17 protein-coding genes are annotated in these 23,086 nt (G+C 44.9%); 9 read left to right on the top strand and 8 right to left on the bottom strand.

What is annotated here, in order from left to right:
• The first annotated feature begins 65 nt into the window (after positions 1-65).
• Complete coding sequence (locus NAF19_RS06960) at positions 66-989, top strand: restriction endonuclease (protein ID WP_252789099.1); 924 nt, start codon at positions 66-68, stop codon at positions 987-989.
• A gap of 37 nt (positions 990-1,026) precedes the next feature.
• On the opposite strand, the gene NAF19_RS06955 is transcribed toward NAF19_RS06960, so the two are convergent.
• The 3 genes from NAF19_RS06955 to NAF19_RS06945 form a co-directional block, all read right to left on the bottom strand.
• On the bottom strand, positions 1,027-1,560 hold the full coding sequence (locus NAF19_RS06955) for a hypothetical protein (RefSeq protein ID WP_252789098.1): 534 nt from the start codon (positions 1,558-1,560) through the stop codon (positions 1,027-1,029).
• Positions 1,561-1,636: 76 nt separating this feature from the next.
• Positions 1,637-2,257 (bottom strand): hypothetical protein, encoded by a 621-nt coding sequence (locus NAF19_RS06950; protein ID WP_252789097.1) that lies wholly within the window; start codon positions 2,255-2,257, stop codon positions 1,637-1,639.
• Between the two features lie 404 nt (positions 2,258-2,661).
• Entirely contained in the window at positions 2,662-4,173 is a 1,512-nt protein-coding gene (locus tag NAF19_RS06945) for an RtcB family protein (protein ID WP_252789096.1), read from the bottom strand.
• Between the two features lie 379 nt (positions 4,174-4,552).
• Between NAF19_RS06945 and NAF19_RS06940 the strand changes: the two genes are divergently transcribed.
• Positions 4,553-5,641 carry a helix-turn-helix transcriptional regulator gene (locus tag NAF19_RS06940; RefSeq protein ID WP_252789095.1) on the top strand — a complete coding sequence of 363 codons (1,089 nt, stop codon included), beginning with the start codon at positions 4,553-4,555 and terminating at the stop codon, positions 5,639-5,641.
• Between the two features lie 268 nt (positions 5,642-5,909).
• On the opposite strand, the gene NAF19_RS06935 is transcribed toward NAF19_RS06940, so the two are convergent.
• Together NAF19_RS06935 and NAF19_RS06930 are read right to left on the bottom strand one after the other, a co-directional pair.
• On the bottom strand, positions 5,910-8,414 hold the full coding sequence (locus tag NAF19_RS06935) for a cation-translocating P-type ATPase (RefSeq protein WP_252789094.1): 2,505 nt from the start codon (positions 8,412-8,414) through the stop codon (positions 5,910-5,912).
• A 10-nt stretch (positions 8,415-8,424) separates the two neighbouring features.
• Complete coding sequence (locus NAF19_RS06930; RefSeq protein WP_252789093.1) at positions 8,425-9,291, bottom strand: universal stress protein; 867 nt, start codon at positions 9,289-9,291, stop codon at positions 8,425-8,427.
• 251 nt (positions 9,292-9,542) lie between these two features.
• Between NAF19_RS06930 and NAF19_RS06925 the strand changes: the two genes are divergently transcribed.
• From NAF19_RS06925 to NAF19_RS06895, 7 genes are all read left to right on the top strand, one after another.
• Positions 9,543-10,724, top strand: coding sequence for an acetate/propionate family kinase (locus NAF19_RS06925; protein WP_252789092.1), 1,182 nt, complete (start codon positions 9,543-9,545; stop codon positions 10,722-10,724).
• Positions 10,725-10,736: 12 nt separating this feature from the next.
• Positions 10,737-13,112 carry a phosphoketolase family protein gene (locus tag NAF19_RS06920; protein ID WP_252789091.1) on the top strand — a complete coding sequence of 792 codons (2,376 nt, stop codon included), beginning with the start codon at positions 10,737-10,739 and terminating at the stop codon, positions 13,110-13,112.
• A gap of 99 nt (positions 13,113-13,211) precedes the next feature.
• On the top strand, positions 13,212-14,864 hold the full coding sequence (gene glgP / locus NAF19_RS06915; RefSeq protein WP_252789090.1) for an alpha-glucan family phosphorylase: 1,653 nt from the start codon (positions 13,212-13,214) through the stop codon (positions 14,862-14,864).
• 113 nt (positions 14,865-14,977) lie between these two features.
• A complete protein-coding gene (gene mgtA / locus NAF19_RS06910) occupies positions 14,978-17,530 on the top strand; it encodes a magnesium-translocating P-type ATPase (RefSeq protein WP_252789089.1) in 2,553 nt (850 codons plus the stop codon).
• Positions 17,531-17,628: 98 nt separating this feature from the next.
• A complete protein-coding gene (locus NAF19_RS06905; RefSeq protein WP_252789088.1) occupies positions 17,629-19,098 on the top strand; it encodes a L,D-transpeptidase scaffold domain-containing protein in 1,470 nt (489 codons plus the stop codon).
• A gap of 22 nt (positions 19,099-19,120) precedes the next feature.
• Complete coding sequence (locus NAF19_RS06900) at positions 19,121-19,999, top strand: universal stress protein (RefSeq protein WP_252789087.1); 879 nt, start codon at positions 19,121-19,123, stop codon at positions 19,997-19,999.
• A gap of 35 nt (positions 20,000-20,034) precedes the next feature.
• Positions 20,035-21,042: a zinc-dependent alcohol dehydrogenase family protein gene (locus tag NAF19_RS06895; protein WP_252789086.1), complete on the top strand. Its 1,008-nt coding sequence runs from the start codon at positions 20,035-20,037 to the stop codon at positions 21,040-21,042.
• Between the two features lie 17 nt (positions 21,043-21,059).
• Here the strand turns inward: NAF19_RS06895 and NAF19_RS06890 are convergent, their stop codons facing one another.
• The 3 genes from NAF19_RS06890 to NAF19_RS06880 form a co-directional block, all read right to left on the bottom strand.
• On the bottom strand, positions 21,060-21,281 hold the full coding sequence (locus NAF19_RS06890; protein ID WP_252789085.1) for a hypothetical protein: 222 nt from the start codon (positions 21,279-21,281) through the stop codon (positions 21,060-21,062).
• Positions 21,282-21,296: 15 nt separating this feature from the next.
• Complete coding sequence (locus NAF19_RS06885; RefSeq protein ID WP_252789084.1) at positions 21,297-22,172, bottom strand: universal stress protein; 876 nt, start codon at positions 22,170-22,172, stop codon at positions 21,297-21,299.
• 78 nt (positions 22,173-22,250) lie between these two features.
• Positions 22,251-22,901: a BON domain-containing protein gene (locus tag NAF19_RS06880; RefSeq protein WP_252789083.1), complete on the bottom strand. Its 651-nt coding sequence runs from the start codon at positions 22,899-22,901 to the stop codon at positions 22,251-22,253.
• Positions 22,902-23,086 lie beyond the last annotated feature (185 nt).

Here is a 23,086-nt window from a genome sequence, read left to right as displayed (position 1 = left end):
GGGAGCTTTAACTAAACGCAATTATATAGTTTACAATTGCTATTTTTACATGATAAACCTTGAAGATGAAAAAGTTTTCCCCGGCTGCAATCACCGCTTTAAAAGAAGCGCTAATTAATATTTATTGGAAGAAGCAAGACTTAAAAAACTTTATCAACCTTACAATAAAAAACACAACTATTTTAATCACAATAGATTGGGAATCTAATAGAAAGTATGAGAGTGTAAATAATCTTATAGATCGAATGATCGAGAGAAAAGATATTTATGAGAACGATCTTTTGGAACTAATACTAGAAACTGCGAACATGGATGACTTTTCCCACCTAAGACAGTGGGATGATCCGGATTTAAAGATAAAAAAGGCCACCGAGGCAGTGGCAAACCTTAGGCAATACGCAAATGGTTTTTTCAAAATTGAACAGGAAAAAAAAGAATCGGAAATAAGGAAAAGGAAATTGGAAGAAAAAGCCTCGGTAATCCAAGGCAAAGTACTGCAAATTGAAGCACTAAAAAGCAAGTTTATGCTTTTGGCTACCGAACCGAACGTGCAGAAAAGAGGACGAGAATTGGAAGGGTTTTTAAATGAATTATTTACATTGTTTGATTTGGAACCAAAACGATCCTTTGCTCTTAATGACGAACAAATTGATGGTGCTTTTACGTTTGAAAATTCTGACTATTTGTTAGAAGCGAAATGGCAAAAGAGGCCAATTGAAACGGGTGATCTTAAGAAGTTTGCAGGAACATTAGCAAGTAAATTGAAAAACACATTAGGGTTATATGTGTCAATCGACGGGTTTACTCAGGGTGCAAGAGAACTATCCGGCCAGAATGCTGCCGGAATGATTCTTATGGATGGAATGGACCTAAATGCGGTATTAGAAGACAGGATCGATTTACATCAACTTCTATTTCGGAAAAGAAGGCACGCTGCGGAAACTGGGGAGATATATTTCTCTGTTACTAAAATTTTAGAAGGCAAATAATATACCAAAGATATTTTCTTGTATTATGAGCTTAATTTCAGTTCTGGCACTCCATTGAAATCCACAAGGATTCACGCCAAACTGTTACATAGTCTTGGATTTTAAATAGATCCCAATCCTTATCCAAAATATCCAAACCCTGAAATATTGCCGCTTCATCTAAATAAATTACGTCTTTATAATTCAATTTAAAACCATCTAAAATAGTCGTAGTTCCTTGAAGTAACTTTTCGTCTTTATGCTTAGCATAATTAGCAAGAGTTGTAATTAGTTCAATTGTTGTGAACGCATAGCCATCAATGGCTCGGTCTTTTTTAAAGAAAGCATGTTTGTTTTGGGATGTGCCATCGATGTCCGCAATACTTCCAATAATGTAATTCTGAAACGCGATAAAAGCTAAACCATAAATAGGCTCGGTTTCTTGCATCAACCAATCTGCATCATACCAATGAATCTCTGTTAAATTTTTTTCAAGTTCTTTTATTGACTTTTGTAGTCCATCTACAATCATGAACAGACTTTTTAATCTGAAATCATTTCTTCGCCAATGTGTCTTTTTATTTTCTTCCATTTGAAGTTTAATTATAATGCACCGTTACATAAATGCTATATTTCTATACAAACTCGCCCCGTTTAATAATTACAATTTACCAATCTTGATTTAATTCTTGGTAGAATAGGTAATCTGAAATGCTTTCTAAGTTCTTTCTGATTTCTTCAAATCTTAGAACGAAGTTTTCCAAGTCAACTTCCACATTTCCTACCGCATCAACGTAGAAATGATTGTCATATTTTTTATCGAATGGATAACGGGAAAAATCCATATTGTCATTCTGCGGGGTCGAATTTAATTTATCAAACAGTTCTGTGATATACGCATCTAGGCCCCTTGTTGCATCATTGAAATTCTTTAATTTAATGTTGCCCTTGTATAACTTTATTTTTGATTTTACAGTTTCAAAGATTTGCTTAATGTTATGACTTCCTTCGATCCGTTGATTCGACCCTAATAATATATTTAGCGTCCAGGTAATTGATTTTAAATACAATTCAATTCCATGATTAACATTAGTTAAAATCGGAAAAATTAAGACATCGGCTCTTTTATGACGATTGTCGATTAAGCATAGTTTAGATAGTTCTATCGCTGACATCATAAAGTCATCGGCTAAATTTTTCATATTTCTTATGTCATCCTCTTTCGAGATACGCCAATTAAGAAAAGCAATTTTATCAATGTCGTGATTCCTTGAAAATATCGGCTGCATAGTTGCTCTATTTAAATCATCAAGTTAATGTTATTTTTCATTTGGTATTCTACATAATATTACCGCATCCCCGCGTTAGCGATGGCAGCGGATACCGGCCTCGCGCCTAACGCCTGTGCCGTATGATCCGCTAGTTAGCGGAGCGGCCCGCTTCTATCAGCGGGAAACGCCCGTTTAATCTGTTGGCAGTTAAAAGTTGGCAGTTTGCAGTTTTTATTACGGGTCCAACTTGATTAACTTATTGAGCGTATACCTAACTCTCGCAATACCTTTCGCTTGTATAAGATCCCTCGCTGTCGCTCGGGATGACAAATGGGGTGGGAGGGAACAATAATAACTGCCACTCCCCACCCCTACTGTCACTTTTTTAAACCACTCTCCACTCACAACTCACCACTCACCAATCAATCCTCCGGCTTCTCCTTCGGGTCTGCCATTTTTACAATCCGCGGTTCAAACTTGGCCAGTACTTCTACCAGGTTGCTTTGGGCGGCCATTACGGCGTGGATGTCTTTGTAAGCCATGGGGGCTTCGTCAACGTCGCTGCCCATAAGGGTGATGCGTTTGTCGGCGAGGTTGGCGGCAATGGCGACTTTGTCGAGCGTTTTGAAGGCTGCGCTGCGGCTCATCAGTCGGCCTGCACCGTGACTGGCGGAGTTGATGCTGGCCGCGTCGCCTTTACCGCGCACCACGAAACCGGGGGTGCTCATGCTGCCGGGGATAATACCCAGCACACCGGGACCAGCCGGCGTGGCCCCTTTGCGGTGCACCATTACGGGGGTACCGTCGGCCAGCTGCTCCTGCCAGGCAAAATTGTGGTGGTTCTCAATCCGCATCAGCGGGTTAAGGTTTAGCGCACGGGCAATTTTGTTGTGTATTTCGTGGTGGTTGGCGCTGGCGTATTCGCCGGCCAGGTTCATGGCAATCCAGTATTCCTGCCCTTCGTCGTTATCTAAATTTAGCCAGGCCAAATGCTTGGCTTCAGGCGGCAGTTTGGTTTTGCTCATGGCTATTTTTGAGTAATGGTCGGCCACGCAGCCGCCAAACCCGCGCGAGCCGGAGTGCGAAAGCAGGGCCAAATAATTACCTGCGGGGATGCCATCCAATGCGCCTTCGGCGAGGGTAAGCTCGCCCCATTCCACAAAGTGGTTGCCGGTGCCGCTGGTACCCAGCTGGGCGTAGGCTTTGTCCTTCAGGTTACGTATCACCTTGGTTTCGCCCCACGTTTTGCTATCGAACAGCGAGCTGTCGTGGTACGATTTGGTGGTGCAGCCAATGCCAAAATAGGTATGGTCCATCAGCATGCCTTTCAGCATATCGGCTTCGGTGTCAACCGTGGCGGCGGGCAAATCGAAAATGCTGAGGCACATGCGGCAGGCAATATCAACCCCAACGGCAAAGGGGATAATGGTGTTTGCCGTGGTGGCCAGCACGCCGCCAATGGGCAGGCCGTAGCCCTGGTGCGCATCGGGCATCAGCGCGCCGGCGACAGCTATCGGCAATTTAACAGCTGTTTTCATCTGTGCCAGCGCGCCCACCTCAATGTGTTCCAAACCCCAAACGGGGAAGTCGGCAATTTCCTCTTTAAGCGCAAACGTGCTGCGCTGCTGCTTTAAAAACTTGCCCTCTTTGCGCAGGTTGATGACGCTTTCGGCCAGGTTTTTAAACTTGCCGCCTTTTTTAAGCGCGTAGGGCATAGGGTCGTCAATTAAAGCTTCGAGGTTGGCGAGGATTTCGGGCTTGTCCATTACGGCATGTTTTAACAGTCCGTTGGCCACGCGGCTAAAGTTTTCGAGTATTTTAACGTCGTTAATGCCGAGGGCTTTGAGTTCGTTGTTTGACACCTTGAGGCCCCCCGGCCCCCGCTGGTTAGCGGGGGAGGTGTTTTCGGGTGCGGGTGTATTTTCTTTTTTCATTGTGTTAGTGTTTTAGCCCCCTCTAAATCTCCCCCGGTAGGGGAGACTTTGAACTTCGCGCTTTGTTATTTTTTTTCCTTCTTTTTAAGCCCTCCCTACCGGGGAGGGTTTGGGTGGGGCTTTTTGCTGGTACAAAATAACACCCTTACTGCGCAATGTATTTGCGCAGTAAAAAATAAATCAATAAATTTCAAAAATTATTTTAGTTAACTGTAGAAGGTTAAACACAAGCCTCATCTTCGCCTCACCTAAATCCTCTCCAAAGGAGAGGACTTAAGCTTCGACCGGGGAGACTTGTTAAACCAATTCCGCAATCGAACTTCCGCAATCCGCAATTAAATAAATCCGAAATCGAACATCCGAAATCCGAAATCAAAACATGCCCGTAAACCGCAATGCCCTCATCCGCTACCGCACCCTCGACCATTGCCTGCAAAACCGCTATAAAAAGTGGACCCTGGAGGATTTAATTGATGCCTGTTCCGACGCCTTATACGAATACCAGGGTATTGATACCGGCGTTAGCCGCCGCACCATACAGGCGGATATGGAGATGATGCGCAGCAATAAGCTGGGTTATGAAGCCCCGATAGTGGTGGTGGACAGGAAGTATTATACCTATTCGGATAAAAACTACAGCATTACCAATATACCGCTTAATAACCACGATATGCAGGTGCTGGGCGAGGTGGCGGGTCTGCTGCAGCAGTTTAAGGGCTTCAGCCATTTTGCTGATGTGAACGAGATGGTGAGTAAACTGGAGGATAAAATCTACACCCAAAAAACGCACAGCGCCCCGGTTATTGATTTTGAGAAGAACGATAATTTGAAGGGTTTGGAGTGGATTGAGGTTATCCGCCGGGCCATTGTGGCTAAAAGAACCATGTGTGTTACCTACCAGAGCTTTAAGGCCAGGGTGCCCAATACGTTTTGCTTCAGCGGTTATTTGCTGAAGGAGTACCGCAACCGGTGGTTTGTGCTGGGGCAGTCGCACGCCCGGAACGGGCCGCTGCTTACCCTGGCGCTCGACAGGATAAAGACCATTGAAGAACACGAAGAGGAATACCGCGAAAACAAAAGCATTAACCTGGCGACTTATTATGACGATGTGCTGGGCGTTACCAAAAGCCCCAACCAGCGCGATGTGGAGGTGGTGTTTTGGATAGATGATGCCAATGCACCATACATTATTACCAAACCCATCCACCACACCCAAAAGCTACTGAGCGAAGATGCCGATGGCAAGATCTTCAGCATCCGCGTGATCATGAACTTTGAGCTGGAACGCGAACTGCTCGGCTTTGGCCCGAAGATACGCGTGCTGGGTCCGCGGCTTTTGGTGAAACAGATACGGGAGCAACTACAGAAGACGCTGGGGAGGTATGAGAGTCAAGAACCAAGAACAAAGAGTCAAGAGTCAAGAACCAGGAGTCAGGAACCGGAAGTCAAGAACCAGGAAGAAAAATAGCACGATTTTACTGACACTAATTTGTCAGTACTTTTTGCGTTTTTTTGGGGCGAAGGCAGGGTAAAAAGCGCATTTATGATGCAGAAATAAGGTTTTTTGTGCTTTGGTCTAACCTGTTCCTGTTCCACCCTGTTCCTTATGTTCCACTGTGAACAGGAACAGTTTTAGCGCACCCGTCCAATGCTAAATTGGTCGCCGGCGGTGACAACTTTACCGTTTTTTTAAGTCACCCAATCGGAAGCCAGGCTATCGAAATCAAGAACGGGATTTATTGATTTTTAGCCCTCCGCCGCTTCACCAGTTTTACTGCTTCAAACCATATTGCCGATATAAAGCCTGCTGATACGCTTATGAGCAAAGGCCGAATTGCTAAAGTGCTAAACCCGAAAAACGTTGCCAATGGGCGTACGTAAATCAGCATGGCCAACATAATAATAGTAATACCAATAATAAGCCAAACCAAATTGTTCTTGTATCGCATGGTGGTAAAAACGCTGTAGAAAAACGAGCGGTTCACCATGGTTAAGGTAATGTTAGCGACTATTAAGGCGGTAAATACCATTGCCCTGGTTGTGGGTTCGTTATACGCACTGTGAACTGCATACTGATAAACAAATAAGGCACCCGCTGTAATGGCCAATCCTTGTAAAATGCTGGTGATCAATTCCCGGGCGCTAAAGAAGGTATGGCTAAAGGGGCGGGGGTTTTGCAGCATTATATTTTTCTCCGCAGGCTCGTTTTCGTAAATTATAGAACAGGTGGGCCCCATAATCAACTCCAGGAATATGATATGCACCGGCGAAAAAATGTTAGGAAATTTCCAGCCTAATGCCAGCGGCACAAATACTGTGAGTACTATGGGTATGTGAATTGATATGATGTATTGTATCGCCTTTTTTAAGTTCGAATAAATTCTGCGGCCCATGGCTACAGCCAGCGCCATTTTCGACAGGTCATCATGGACCAAAACCATCGAAGCTGCCTGTTTTGCAATTTCAGAACCTTTATTGCCCATGGCAATGCCAATGTGGGCAGCCTTTAATGCTGGGCCGTCATTAACACCGTCGCCAATCATTGCAACTATTTCACCCTGCTTTTTTAACGCGTTAATGAGCCTTAATTTGGCGTCCGGGAACATCCTGCTAAAAATATTCGTGTTTTTAACCTTTTGTTCAGCTTCTCGCTCAGTTAGTTTCAGCAGTTCGTCGCCGGTTACGGAGTGTTCACAATCCATTAATCCTACCTGGTTTGCAATTGCCATAGTGGTAGCAGTGTAATCGCCGGTAACTATTTTTACTTTAATGCCTGCATTATAAAACGTTTGTAATACCGACGTGATATTCTTCTTCGGAGGGTCGTAAAAGGCAACGAGGCCTTTAAATGTGAATTTAAATTCCTGCTGGTTTTCGGGGAAGTTGTTTCCTGCAAAGTGCGCTTCACCAACGCCCAGCACCCGATAACCCTTAGCCGCAAAGTTGTTAATAGCGTCGTTAACGAGCTTTTTTTCGTGTAAATTTAAGTCCGACACGGCCACCAACGCTTCCGGGGCGCCTTTGGCGGCTATAATACGTGTGCCTTTCTTGTCCTCAAAAATATGGGTCATCATGGGCGGGTGCCCGGCCAAAGGGTACTCGTGGGCCATTTTATAGCCGGGGCGTTCATCAACCGAAAAAGCTTGCGCGTATGAATTGTGCAGCGCTTTCTCCATTGGATCAAAAGGAATGGGCTCACTGGCCCACATGGCTGTATTTATCAATTCCTTCTCTTCGGCGCCTAACTCGTCATCGGCATTTACAATTTTTTTGCTCAACGGCAGGTAAAGCATTGCCAGCGACATCCTGTTTTCGGTGATGGTGCCGGTTTTATCGGTGCAAATTACCGTGGCGCTTCCCAAGGTTTCGACCGTTTTTGTATGTTTTACCAGTACGCCCATTTGCATAAGGCGCCAGGCGCCAAGCGCCATAAATGTGGCAAATGCAACAGGTATCTCTTCGGGCAGTATGCTCATGGCAAGCGTAAGTGCCTTAAGTAAGCTATCCAATAAGTTTAATGTGTGAAAAAAATTGATAGCCCAAACTGTCAAAAAAACTGCTGCACCCAGCACTACCATTTTTTTAACAAAATTGTTTATCTGTTTTTCAAGCGGTGTTTTTTCTTCGGCTATGTTTTCGAGGGCGGCACCTATATGGCCAAGCCTGGTTTGGTTGCCAATAGCGGTTACTTTGGCAACCACTAACCCTGTTGCTACTGTACACCCCTGGTAAACCTGGTTATCTTCCTTCGTATTTTTGCCTACAGGTAGCGATTCCCCGGTTAAAACCGACTCATTTACCGTAAAGTCGTTCGCCCTTAACACCAATCCGTCGGCCGCTATTGAATTCCCTTCTTCTGCAACCAAAACATCACCAATAACCAAATCCGCCGAATTAATTTCCTGGTACCGGCCATCGCGAATAACTTTGCATAGCGGGCTGGTCAATACCTTTAATTTTTCAAGTGCCGAATTGCTCCTGGCATCCTGGTACAGTGAAATTCCGGCAACCAGCACTATCGCAACTGACAAGAAAATAGCATCAGGTGTGTTCCCGCTTATGTAATAAATAACAGATGCCACCAAAAGCAATACCACCATCGGCTCCTTTGCCAGGCTTATAATTGCTGCTACAACCGCATTTTGGGTTTTATTGATAACTATATTAGCACCAAATTTTATTCTCGATTCGGCAACTTCTGCTGCCGTTAAACCTTTTATACCGAATGTTTCATCTGCCATTACCAGCTTTTTAGTTTTTGATGTTTGATGGAATTACCAGCAATGGCACATGTTGATTAGTAAGGATTTTTTTCGATGTGCTGTTCCGAATGAGACGCATTAAAAACGAATCCTGGTGATGCGTAAGTGCAAGCACATCGGCTTTGGTTTCATTGCAATAGGTATTAAGCCTGTTTACCACATCCTTTCCCCTTATTTCGCTATAACTTATACCCGGGTATTTTTGCTTGTGGATTTCGGTTAAAAAAGTTTTTAACTGGTTATTTGAAGCAATGTCCCCATCGCCGGCGGTTTGCACGTGAACAACTTCCATCTTACAATTCAGTTGTTTTGCCAGCTTAATAAGATATGGCAGGGCGGTAATATCGTCATCTTCAAAATCTGTAGCAAAAACCATCTTTTTAAACCGCTTAGGCTCGTTGCCCGGCGGTACAATTAGTACAGGGCGCGTTGATTTGTCAATAATAGCATACGTATCGCTCCCGCCAACTAAGTGGTCAATAGTGCTGCCGTTACGCGAGCCTGTTATAATCATTTCTATTTTTCTCTGATGCGTAATTTCGTCAACATTACCGGTTAAACTGCCTGCACCTGCCCTTATATGAATTATCGGCTGCGCCGGCTCGGTACCTTTTACCGATAAATAACCCTCAAGTAAATTACGTTGTTTCTCAAGTTTTTCAATACACATGTGCTCCCGTTCTGCTATTTCGTCCATAATCCATGGGCCGCCCGCATACTGGGGTATTATAGGTGCTGTTACGTAAGCATTAAATAACAGCAGGTCGGCTTGAAGCTGCGCTGCCAGCAAAGCGCCGGTACGGGTAGCATTGGCGGCGTTCTCCGAAAGGTCTGTTAAAACTAATATTGTTTTCATGTCCAGTTATTTAAAACAAATCTTGGGTTTATTTTCTTTGTAAAGAATGACAACGGTCACCTTGATAAATGACTTAAATAGTGTCATTTAGCCGGCCATAGCTTGAAATTATGCGTGCTTTTCTTATAAACGCCCTTTGTATCATGAAAAGTGACCTGCATCACTAACCATATGCTACCCCGTCATTTTTGGGGCAATCAATACTGCCGACCTTAGCATCAGAACATAATAACATCATTTTATAAAGAAGGATGGATAAACAACCGAAGTTTATATTGACGATAAATGTTGGCTCATCGAGCCTGAAGTTTGGCCTTTATAATTATGAAACGCTCGAAGCACGATATATTGGTACCGTTGAAATTGGCGGCACCGGCAACGATGCCTTCACCGTAAAAAATGCTGCAGGCGCTGTCGTTTTTCAAAAAAGAGGCCTGTATAATAATACCGTCGTTGCTTTTGATGAATTATTACAATGGCTGGAAAAAAATAACCTTGTAGAATTTATTGTGGCTGCGGGGCACCGGGTAGTGCAGGGTGGCCCTGAGGGTAAACATCCGGCGCTGCTGACAGACTACATGTTGCACAACCTTGGCAAACTGGTTTACCTGGCCCCTAATCACCTGCCTGCCGAACTTGAAGTAATAAATATTTTCAGAGATACTTTCCCGGAAATTCCACAAATAGCCTGCTTTGATAACTCCTTTCACCTGCATATGCCTGATTGTGCTAAGTATTACGCCTTGCCGGAAAAATATAAAAACATGGGACTCCAGCGATACGGGTTTCACGGCCTGTCGTACGAGTATATTATTCAAAAACTTGCCGGCAAAACAGCTGCACTTGGGCGTAAGCGCATTATAATAGCACACTTGGGCAATGGTGCAAGTATGGCTGCCATAAAAAACAACATCGGTGTCGACACCACGATGGGTATGAGCCCGATGGGCGGTTTGGTGATGGGCACCCGGCCAGGCGACCTTGACCCCGGCGTTTCATTGTTCCTGCTAAAACATGAACAGTTAACCGCCGACGAGTTAGACACCTTATTCAGTAAGGAATCGGGATTAAAGGCCATTGGCGGGTTTAGCGATGTACGCAAACTATTGAATATTGAGATGCATAACCCGGACGCCAGGGCTGCTGTTGAATTATTTTGCTACCAGGCGAAAAAAATGATAGGCTCGCTTGCTGCAGCTATCGGCGGGGTCGATATATTGGTTTTTACCGGGGGCATTGGCGCTAATTCAGCTGTTATTCGCGAGCGAATTTGCAAGGATATGGATTTTATGGGCATCGAAATAAACCCAAAATCAAACAGGAACGGGCTGGAATTTATATCATCGGCAGATAGCCGGGTGGAAGTTAAGGTGATGCAAACTGATGAGGAATGGATGATAGCATCACACACACAAAATTTGGTAAACAATTAAAATAATAAGGTTATGAGTACGCTAACAGAAGCTGAATTAGTAAAAATAAATGATTACTGGAACGCCGCGAACTACCTTGCAGCCGGTCAGATCTATTTGCAGGAAAATGCGTTGCTGAAAGAGCCTTTAAAGCCTGAACATATTAAGCCAAGGTTGCTGGGCCACTGGGGGACGTCGCCAGGTCTAAACCTTGTTTATGTACACCTCAATAAGCTGATTAACGACACCGATGCCGATGTATTGTACATTTGCGGGCCTGGGCATGGCGCACCGGCTATTATAGCCCATACCTACCTGGAGGGTACATATTCAGAAATTTACCCGGCTGTGCCCGAAAATGAGGAGGGTATGAGGCAGCTTTTCAGGCAGTTTTCAACACCGGGCGGTATACCAAGCCATGTTAGTGCACACACGCCAGGTTCAATACACGAAGGCGGGGAGCTGGGTTATGCCCTTTCGCACGCATTTGGCGCCGCGTTTGATAACCCGGATTTGCTGGTGGCCTGCGTAGTAGGCGATGGCGAGGCCGAAACCTGCCCGCTTGAAGGCAGCTGGAAATCAATTGAATTTTTGAACCCGGCAAGAGATGGCGCGGTGTTGCCAATATTACATCTTAATGGTTATAAGATATCGGGCCCGACTGTGCTTGCCCGAATGAGCGATGAAACCTTGCGGCAATTGTTTACAGGTTATGGCTACGATGTGTTTTTTGTTGAGGGTGATAACCCCAGATCGGTGCATTGCCAAATGGCAGGAGTTATGGCCGCGGCGTACCGCAGGATAAAAAATATTCAAACTGACGCCAGGCACGGTAACCCGGCTAAACCTGCCCAATGGCCGGTAATTATCATGCGGACGCCAAAAGGATGGACTGGCCCTAAAGAATGGGACGGCGTACCAATTGAAGGCACTTTCCGCTCGCACCAGGTTCCGTTAACCGGGGTAAGGGAAAATTTAGACAAGCTTAAATACGTCGAGAAATGGATGCGGAGCTACCACCCCGAACTGCTGTTTGATGAAAATGGCAAACTTGTTCCTGAACTTGCTACGCTGGCGCCGAAAAAGGAAAAAAGGATGAGCGCATTGGCCTATGGCAACGGCGGGCTTTTGTTGAAAGAGCTGCAATTGCCCGATTTTAAAAAATATGAGCTGGATGTACCCGAGCCGGGAGTTATTGAGGCCGAAAGCACCCGTAACCTTGGTAAATACCTGCGCGACGTATTCTCACTAAACAAGCAAAATAAAAACTTCAGGCTGTTTTGCCCCGATGAAACTACGTCGAACAGGCTGGAGGCTGTTTTTGAAGTAACGAACCGTTGTTTTATGGAAAGAACATTTGCAAACGACGATAAACTTGCAAAAGACGGGCGTGTAATGGAGGTTTTAAGCGAGCACCTTTGCGAGGGCTGGCTCGAAGGCTATTTGCTAACGGGCAGGCATGGCGTTTTCCCGTGCTACGAGGCGTTCATCACCATTATCGATTCCATGTTTAGCCAGTATGCCAAGTGGGTAAAAACTGCAAATGAACTGCCATGGCGCAAGCCCATTGCATCGCTTAATTATTTGCTGACTTCGCACGTGTGGCGACAGGACAATAATGGCTACAGCCACCAGGGCCCGGGTTTTATTGATACTGTTGTAAATAAAAAAAGTTCGGTAGTGCGTATTTATTTACCGCCCGATGCAAATACATTAACATCAGTGATGCATCATTGTCTGCTAAGCAAAGATTATGTAAATGTAATTGTTGCCGGCAAACAGCCCGAGCTGCAATGGCTTAATATGGATGACGCCGTTGCCCACTGCGCGGCCGGGGCGTCAGTATGGGAATGGGCTGGCAATAGTAAAGGTTTTGAGCCAGAGATCATTATGGCATGTGCCGGCGATGTACCTACACTCGAAACAGTTGCCGCCGCAGAGTTGCTGCAGCAACACTTTACGGGATTAAAAGTTCGCGTGGTTAATGTGGTCGACTTGATGTCGCTGTCCCCAAAGGCATACCATCCGCATGGAATGAGCGATGAACTATTCAAGACATTGTTTACCGACCGTACCGATGTGATTTTTGCTTTTCACGGTTATGTGCGCATTGTACATGACCTGGTACACGGTCGCCCCGACCCTGCACGTTTCCACGTAAGGGGATATATGGAAGAAGGCACTACCACCACACCTTTTGATATGGTAGTGCTCAACAAAATGAGCAGGTACCACCTGGCGATGGAAGCAGTAAGAAGGGTTCCGCGATTGCGCAAGCAAGCTGATGCTTTTATAGCTTTTTGTGAAGGAAAATTACAAGAGCACCACGATTACATTTGTGCTAATCTTGACGATATGCCCGAAATAAAAAACTGGAAATGGACAGCAGCACATGAACTTGCTGAGTAATAGCAATATTTTTGGAGCCTTGTAACTCATATCCATGTCAAAATAAATAGTTTGTTTTAAAAAGAGAAACCTTAAAGTGCAAATCGGGTTAACTATTCGATGATCGACAAAAATGAAATATTCGGCTACGAGCCCGATAAAAAATATAGCAAGGCAGTAGCCTATTTTTCGATGGAGTTTGCCATTGACCAGGCGCTGAAAATATACAGCGGTGGCCTGGGTTTCCTTGCGGGTTCACACCTGCGTAGCGCTTATCAGTTAAAGCAAAACTTGCTGGGTATCGGCATGCTTTGGAAATATGGATACTATGACCAGGGCAGGGATAGGGAAGCGCTGATGAAGCCCGAATTTATTGAAAAGCAATATTCTTTTTTGCAGGATACAGGGATAGTTTTTACTGTCCAGGTACACGATGCTCCTGTGCATGTTAAGGCCTGGCTTTTAAAACCAGAAACGTTTGGCTCGGCACCGTTGTTTTTGTTAAGCACCGATGTGCCCGAAAACGACGAGGAGTCGCGGTCGATAACACGCTACTTATACGATGCCAATGAAGCTACCCGTATAGCCCAAAGCATAGTTTTGGGTATAGGCGGCGCTATGCTGCTGGATATATTGAAAATGGAGCCTGAAGTTTACCACATGAACGAGGGACACTCGATACCGCTTGCATTTTACCTGTATGCCAAATTCAATAACCTCGATGAAGTGAAAAAAAGGGTGGTGTTTACAACCCATACACCCGAGATGGCCGGTAACGAAGAACACAGCTTCGGTATGTTAAAAGATATGTCGCTGTTTTACCACATGCAGGAGCACGAGGTGAAATCAATCCTCGGGCTGGAGGGTGAAAGGTTTAATTATACCCTGGGCGCATTAAAATTTGCCCGCAAGGCAAATGGTGTATCAAAAATCCATGGCGAAGTAGCGCGGCATATGTGGGGCAATAATACCGGTATTTGCGAGATTATATCCATTACCAATGCCCAGAATAAAACCTACTGGGCCGATGCAATACTGGATGAAGCAATAACAGCCAACAAGGATGAGGTCATTATCAGCAGGAAGAAGGAGCTCAAGCAATTGTTATTCAAAATCGTTGCCAACCAGTGTGGTAAATTATTTAATGAAGATGTTTTAACTATTGTTTGGGCAAGGCGCTTCGCCGGTTATAAACGGGCCGATTTGCTGATGTATGATTGGGACAGGTTTTTAAAACTGTTGGAAAATACAAACTACCCGGTGCAAATTATTTGGGCCGGCAAACCTTATCCCGGCGACCAGCCTTCAATTGATCTCTTTAATTCAATTATTACGCGCGCCAGACCTTTTGCCAATTGTGCCGTGCTTACCGGCTACGAACTGGAACTGTCTGCCTTGCTGAAAAAAGGGTCGGATGTTTGGCTAAACAATCCACGGATGTACCGCGAAGCATCAGGCACCAGTGGTATGGCGGCGGCAATGAACGGCTCAATTAATCTTTCGTTACCCGACGGGTGGGTTCCTGAATTTGCCAACGATCAAAAGAACAGCTTTATTATAAAACCTGCTCCCGACGAATTATCGCAGGAAGAACGTGACAGGCAGGAAGCGTTAACCCTGTTAGAAACCCTCGAAAATATTGTTTTGCCGACGTACTATAGTGATCCCCAAAAATGGCTGTCAATACTAAAAAAAGCCGCGGCCGATGTCGTTCCGCAATTTGAGGCCGGGCGTTTGGCTAACGAGTACTATGAGAAAATGTACAACGCATAAGGAAGTAAACTTTCGGTTAAAGGGTTGATTTATAGTTTTTTTGTTGGTCGGTATTTGGTAGATTTGGGTAGGCGCACTCCGGCCAGTTTAAAATACCCCTAAATAAATACAAATTGAAAAATCAACCGGGCAACTCACAATCATTTTGGCAGTTAACAACTACCGATGCTCTTAAACAATTATCTGCCACAGAAAGCGGTCTGGCACCAAATGAAGCGGCCGCAAGGCTGAAGCAATATGGCCCCAACTCAATAAAAGCCAAAGCCAATACTTCGGGTTTAATGCTGCTTTTGGCCCAGTTTAAAAGCCCGGTTACCTTACTGCTTATAGTAGCAGCGTTGCTATCAGCAGGTTTGCGCGACGTTGCAGATACCGTAATTATACTCGCAATAGTTTTAATAAGCAGTATTTTAGGCTTTTGGCAGGAAAAAGGCGCTGCACGTGCCGTTAGCGAACTTTTAAAAATGGTGCAGCTGCACTGCACAGTTTTGCGTTCGGGCAAAAAAACGGAGGTGCCGCTTGAAGTTGTTGTAGCCGGCGATATCATAAGTTTAACAGCCGGCGATATTATCCCTGCCGACGCGCTGATACTTGAAGCGCAGGCTTTGTTTATTGACGAAGCTGCTTTTACCGGCGAGACCTACCCGGTTGAAAAAAGCGTTTGCGTGTTGCCCGAAAACACGCCGCTGGCAAAACGTAAGAATACCTTGTTTATGGGGTCGCACGTTATTAGCGGCAAAGCAACGGCACTTGTCGTTAAAACCGGGATTAATACCGAGTTTGGTAAAATATCGGCACAGCTGCAGCAAAAAACACCCGAAACAGATTTTGAAAGGGGCATACGCAGGTTTGGTTACCTGTTGATGGAAATAACGCTTTTGCTGGTGATAATAATTTTTGCGGCAAACGTTTACCTGCACAAGCCGGTGCTGGATTCGTTTTTGTTTTCGCTTGCGCTGGCGGTTGGGTTAACGCCGCAATTATTACCGGCTATTATCAGCGTTAACCTTTCAACGGGGGCCAGGCGCATGGCTAAGCAGCAGGTAATTGTCAAGAAGCTGTCCTCAATAGAAAACTTTGGCAGCATGAATATCCTTTGTTCCGACAAAACCGGCACCATTACCGATGGCAAGGTTAATTTAAAAGATACCCTGGATATTGACGGCACACACAGTGAAAAAGTGCTGCAGTACGCATGGCTTAATGCATCGATGCAGCAGGGCTTTCATAATCCTATTGATGAGGCCATTTGCCTGGGATATAAAGACACCGCCGTTGATTTCACAGCGCAGGCCGAGGTGCCTTATGATTTTATAAGGAAAAGGCTCACCGTACAGGTAAAAAATAAAACGCAAAACATTGCCATTACCAAGGGTGCACTAAATGCTATTTTATCAATATGCACCAGGGCCGAAAATGCCGATGGAAAGTTGATAGCTATTGCTGATTGCCATAAAAAGATTGATGAGCAATACGTACAATTTAGCAACGCCGGCTATCGCACATTAGGGGTGGCCTATAAACCCACGGATGCCGGCCACGATTTTACAAAGGATGATGAAAAGGAAATGATATTTTTAGGGTTCGTCACCTTGTTTGATCCGCCAAAAGCCGATGTAATTAAAACGATAAACAACCTTAACCAACTGGGCGTTCAGCTAAAAATAATTACTGGCGATAATGCACTGGTTGCCCGCAGCCTTGCTTTGCAAATTGGTTTCAGCGATCCTAAAATTCTTACCGGCGCCCAATTGATGAAGATGAGCAACGCCGCCCTTATTCACCAGGCCCCCCTTACACATATTTTTGCCGAAGTTGAACCAAATCAAAAGGAGCGGATAATAACCATACTTAAAAAAGCAGGCAACGTAGTGGGCTTTATGGGCGATGGCATTAACGATGCGCCTGCCCTGCACACTGCTGATGTGGGTATATCAGTAAACACTGCGGTTGATGTGGCCAGGGAAGCTGCCGATATTGTGCTTTTAAGCCGCAACCTTGATGTGTTAATAAATGGCATTATTGAAGGCCGGAAAACCTTTACCAATACCATGAAATATGTTTTTATGGCTACCAGCGCCAATTTTGGCAATATGTTCAGCATGGCGGGTGCCTCGCTGTTCCTGCCGTTTTTGCCCCTGTTGCCCAAACAAATATTATTAACCAATTTACTCACCGATTTCCCGGAGATGACCATTGCTGCCGACCGGGTGGATGATATCAACATCCAATCGCCGCAACGATGGGACCTCGGGTTTATCAAACGTTTCATGATAACCTTTGGCTTGCTGAGCTCTGTATTTGATTACCTCACCTTTGGCGTTTTAATCCTGGTATTTCACGTTAACGAAAAAACGTTTCAAACCGGGTGGTTTACCGAGTCGGTTATTTCGGCTACACTGATTGTGCTTGTTGTACGTACTCGGCTACCGTTTTTTAAAAGCCTGCCCGGCAAGCTGCTTTCAATAGCCACAGTAGCCATTTTAATATTTACCCTGGCCATCCCTTTTACACCATTTGCCGGGTGGTTCGGGTTTGCGAGGCTGCCGGCTGTTTTGTATGTGTGGATGCTGGTAATAGTGCTTTTTTATATAGCCTCCGCCGAACTGTTAAAGCGGATTTTCTACAAAAAAATGAACGCAAAATTGTTAAAATCAAGCAATTGAACCACCGCAATTGTGCGTCAAGTCAATGCTAAATATGACCATCGTCATTATTTAGGCAAGCGTTTATAGCCAACTTTAAATTATTAATTAAAGTGGTCATGAAAGCATTATATGTCTCATTTTTTAAGGTAAAAAGGCACCTTGCCGGGGTAGCGACAGCGTTGCTGGTTGTCCTGTTTTTTACCAGTATGAAAACGGTGAGTTATAAAGCCCACGTAATATTACCGGCCGTTCAGGATACTTCTGTTTCAGTATCAATAAAGGAATTATTGGCAAATGGGGCAGGCTACTATTACCCGGCTTCACTCAAACGCTTTTATAGCCAAAATGGCTACACCCTGGCTTGGGTAAAACCCGAAACAATAATGGCGCACTCATGGGAGGCCATGCTGCTGCTCGATTGCGTGATGCAGTTTGGTTTAAACCACGCCGACTATCACCCGCAGGAATTACAATACGACAAACTGCACTTTTTAACCGAACATTTTGATAAGGCTAACAATATGGAAAAGGCAGCATATGATATTATGTTAACCGATGCTATGCTGGCTTTTATAAATAACCTGCACTACGGAAAGCTTAATCCAAACTATGTTGCCGGTAAGGTTGATGAGGGGATTAAAGGTAACATGCTTGCCGATAGTGTATTGGCCGCAGCCTTTATTGATAAAGACTTTATGAGCGCTGCTATTAACGTGCAGCCCAAATCTGCCGCTTACATAAGCCTTCAATATCATATGCATTTGTTGACCGGTTTATACACAGGCGACTGTTATGAAACACCGGAGGGCGACCTCAGGAAAATGGCCGTTAATATGGAACGCCTGCGCTGGATAAGTAATGATGAGCCTTATAATATCACCATTAATATCCCATCATACACACTAACTGTGCAAAAGCCGGATACTACTTACCGCTTTAAGGTGATAGTAGGAAAGCCCGAGACCCCGACCCCTACATTGGAGAGCGCAATTAGCCATTTTACTACAGCCCCCGAATGGAAGGTGCCGCAAAAAATATTTGCTAAGGAAACATTACCCAAGGCGCTTAAGAATATCGATTACCTCGAAAACAGTCACTATGCTATTTATAGCAACAGCGGAAAGTATATTGAACCAACTCGGAGCAATATTTTGGCGGCGTTGCGTAACCCGTCGGGCTATTACGCCAGGCAGTCATCCGGTTGCGACAACAGCCTGGGTGCTATAGTCTTCAGGTTTCCGAATGTTTATGACGTTTACCTGCACGACACACCCGAGCAAAAGCTGTTTGCAAAAACCGACCGCGCATTTAGCCACGGTTGCATAAGGGTTGAAAATGCCGGAAAGCTGGCCGGGCTGATTTTACAGGAAGATGGCGGCGGCAATAAGGTGCCGGAGGTATATCGTGCGATGAAGAATTATCAAACCAAAACATTTACCCTTAAAAAGGCGGTGCCAATAAAAGTAACCTATTTAACCAGCGAAGTTGTTGATGGCTACGTGGTGATGTATAACGATATCTACAACCTTGACAAACGTTTGGAAATGGCGCTTTACAATGTTGAGCAGCCCCTTACAATGCAATAAAACTTAAAAAAACTTCAATATCATGAAAACGATAGTTGTAGCAACAGATTTCTCGCCGGCATCAGAAAATGCGGCCCGGTATGCTTTGCACTTTGCAAAAAATATAAAAGTGGGTATAAAGTTATGCCATGCTTTTAAAGTGCCGGCCGAAGCGCCAATGGCAGCACAGGTGGCCTGGCCCCTGGAAGATTATGAAACAGTAAAAGAAGACGTAACTACAGATTTAAGCTCACTTGCCGACAAGCTGGCAAACGAGGAAAAAGCTGTATCGGAGCCATCATCATTTCATCCCGAAATTACCTACGGCAGCGAAGTTGGCGCCGTTACAGATGTTGCACGCAATTTTGTTGCCGGGGAAAAATCGGGGCTGCTGGTGATGGGAACCTGGGGGAACGGCGAACTAAGCCGGGCTTTTTTGGGCAGTAACAGCAATGCGATGATTGATAAGGCGGGATTCCCCGTTTTGCTGGTACCGACTGATGCCACCTACAATGGGGTGAATAAAATAGCCTTTGCTACTGATCTCTCAAAATCTGATGTGGAAATAATCCATTCGCTCGGCATTCTTGCGTATCCGTTTAACGCGGAAATTTTGATAGCACACGTTACCGATGAGAAATACGACGACCCGAAACATCAGCAAAAAGTTGATGCGTTTTTAAACGAGATTACCTGCAAGGCCGATTATCCAAAGGTTTATTATCGTCATATAAAAAGCCGCAACGTAAACAACGGGCTGGAATGGCTTGCCGAACACGGGCAGGTTGATATATTGGCCATGGTGCACCGGCCACATAGCTTTTTTCAGAAGATTTTTATAGGCAGCCATACACATCAGATAGCCAGGCAGGTTGAAGTGCCATTGTTGGTGTTTCCTGAAGGGTACAAAGCGCTTATTTAAATCATGGTTTTACATCCTGTCGTTTTTTAATTTAAATGGATATACCAACCTTAATGAATGCCATGGTGTTTGAACGCGCCGGCGAACCGTTAGTTTACAATAAACTGCCTGTTCCGCGCCCTGCTGCAAACCAGGTATTAATTAAGATTATAGCATGCGGCATTTGCCGAACCGACCTGCATGTTGTCGACGGAGAACTGACCCGGCCTAAACTACCGTTGGTTCCCGGCCACGAGATTATTGGGAAGGTAGTAGGCCGCGGCAGCGATGTTAACAGTATTATTATTAATGATATTGTTGGCGTGCCCTGGTTAGGGTATACCTGTGGAAAATGTAAATTCTGCCTTGCAGGGAAGGAGAACTTATGCGATAACCCAGGATTTACCGGCTACACTATTGACGGTGGATACGCGGAGTACACAGTTGCTGATGCCCGGTTTTGTTTTTTGCTGGATGAACAGCATAGTTCGGCAAACTCGGCCCCGTTATTATGCGCAGGGTTAATTGGCTTTCGTTCGTACAAAATGATAAACCCCACGGCCAAAAATATCGGGCTTTACGGGTTTGGGGCTGCAGCCCATATATTAATCCAACTGGCAATAGCCCAGGGCAAAACCATATTTTCATTTACAAAGGATGGGGACATTGCAGGACAAAGTTTTGCTGAGAAACTCGGTTCAGCTTGGGTTGGCGGCAGTTCTGACAGCCCGCCGGTAAAGTTGGACGCAGCTATAATTTTTGCCCCGGCCGGCGAACTGATCCCCGCTGCTTTGAGAAATTTGGATAAAGGCGGGCAAGTAATTTGCGGCGGTATATATATGAGCCAAATTCCGGCGTTTTCATACGATTTGCTGTGGGGGGAGCGGTCGGTGCAATCTGTGGCAAACCTTACACGCGCAGATGGTGTAGACTTTTTTGATATTTTGAAAACTGCGCACGTTGAAACGCAAACCGAATTTTTTAAACTGCACCAGGCTAATGACGCACTAAACCTGTTACGAAGCGGCAAGATAAAAGGTGCAGCGGTACTTGTAATGGAGTAAAAGATGCGCGCTCGCCGCTACACTTCAAACACCTCTTCGTAGAAAAAAGTCCTTCCATCATGCTCCCATTCAATGCAGGCTTTCCACCTGCCTACAGGCAGCCCGTCCACAGATATATTGGCCGAATCGTCCGCAATGGTAGTTAACGGCATTGCGCGGCTTTGACCTGGATTTACTAAATTCAGTAGCTTTACAATGCCGTTAACCGGGTGGCTGAAATTGAATTTTAGTGATTTCATAATAATAAACTCTTCCTATTCTTTTTCCATCTTCGGCGGGAATATCAGCAAAGGCAACTCGTTATTTACCAGCGCTTGCTTGCTGGCGCTTTGGTTAAAAATTCGCGCAAAAAAAGAGTTGTGATAATGTACCATTGCAAGCAAGTCGGCGCCTGTTTCTTTGCAATAGGCATTCAGTCTCTTCACCGCATCCTTTCCGCCAATTTCTTTGTAGCTAATCCTGTCGTATTTTATTTGCTGCAGGCTCAAAAATACTTTCTCTTTATAAGCAGCGGGTGTTTTATCTTCTCCGGGTAACGAAACATGTACAACTTCCAAATGAAAATTAAATAACCTCCCCATTTTTACCAGGTAATGCAGCGCCTTTATGTCGGCATCGTTATAGTCGGTTGCAAACACAACCCGTTTAATGCGCTTAAGTTCATAACCTGCGGGCACAACCAGCACCGGCCGGGTAACATTATTAATAACAGCCGCAGTATCACTTCCAGTTAAAAAATGATCAAATCTGCTGCTATGCGGGGCGCCCATAGCTATCAGCTCAACGTTTTTAGTTTCAATAAGTGTAACGGCACTGTCGGCCAATGTTCCATCTGCGTATTCGCAGTGTACCGAAGGCTTTCTTTTAGATGGATCTAACTTTGCTATATAAGGCTCCAGCGACGAAGCGTGTTCCAGCAAGTCGGCGTTTCGCTCCTTGTCCCACTCCATAAAGTCATCAACCAGCCATGGGCCGCCGGGCATGTCAGAATAGCCGGCCTGCAAGGGTATGTCGGCACAAGTATTAAGTAACACCAGGTTTGTGTTCATCACTCCGCTAAGCATGCAGGCTGCTTTTGCCGCAGGTAAGGCATTGGCGCTTAAATCGGTTAAAACCAGTATTGTTTTCATAATCCAAATTTTTAAGCATTGTTAAAAACCGGCAGGATCACCATCCCCCGCCGGCCAACTGCGTGATTGTTTTATTTATCAGGCAATAACTAATTGGTCATCAATTGCAACCACGCCCGGGGCCGACCAAACCGCAGTTTCAACCGCGCGTCTTTCTTTCCACGAGTGGGCGGTTCCTTTTAAAATAACCTTATTTCCCATGGTTTCAACTTTAATATTGGCCGCCTCCAGGTCGGCGTTGCGTTCAAGCGCTTTGCGTATATTATCTTTAACTAAAGTTGTGTCAACCTTTGGTTTTACAACAATGTAGTTGCTTACTCCCTTTACGCCGCTAAGCGTGCGGATTGCGTTAAATACCGACTCTTTTTGAAAGTTCCAGTGTACTTCACCTTCCAGTGTTACCCATCCGTCGGTAACTTTTATTTTTATATTTTCATCGGGTATAACTGTGTGCCATTTAACGGTGTGCGCAACTTTTTCCGCCACTTCTACATCAGTAAGGCGGGCGTCGAACGGCAGCCGTACTTCCAGTTCTTCTGCTACGGCTGTTACGCCCTTTACGCGCCATGCAGCGTTTTCGGCAGCTGATTTTTTATGAAAAGTATCTACATAACCGCTTAAAGTAACTACGCCGTTGCTAACTGCTACGCCAATTTCGGTTGCGTTAAGTATGGGCTCCCACTTGAGCTCATCCATTACGTCTTTTTGAATTTCAGCATCGGTTTTCATATAGGCATTTAATTAAATTGTATAGACAAATTTTCGAATTATTTAATAAGTAAAAAATGATAGCTGTCACTTAAAAAAACATTAAAAAATGATTTTAGTACGCTTTTAAAAGTGAGTTTGGTCATTTATTGACATGGTATTAATCCTAATATTTGTAATTATAAACACCTAATTAAATAGCCTTT

Origin of the sequence: Mucilaginibacter flavidus, assembly GCF_024055575.1 — a bacterium.
Classification (GTDB): Bacteria; Bacteroidota; Bacteroidia; order Sphingobacteriales; family Sphingobacteriaceae; genus Mucilaginibacter; species Mucilaginibacter flavidus.
Note: the sequence above shows the minus strand (reverse complement) of the source record. Positions and strands in the feature narration are given on the sequence as shown.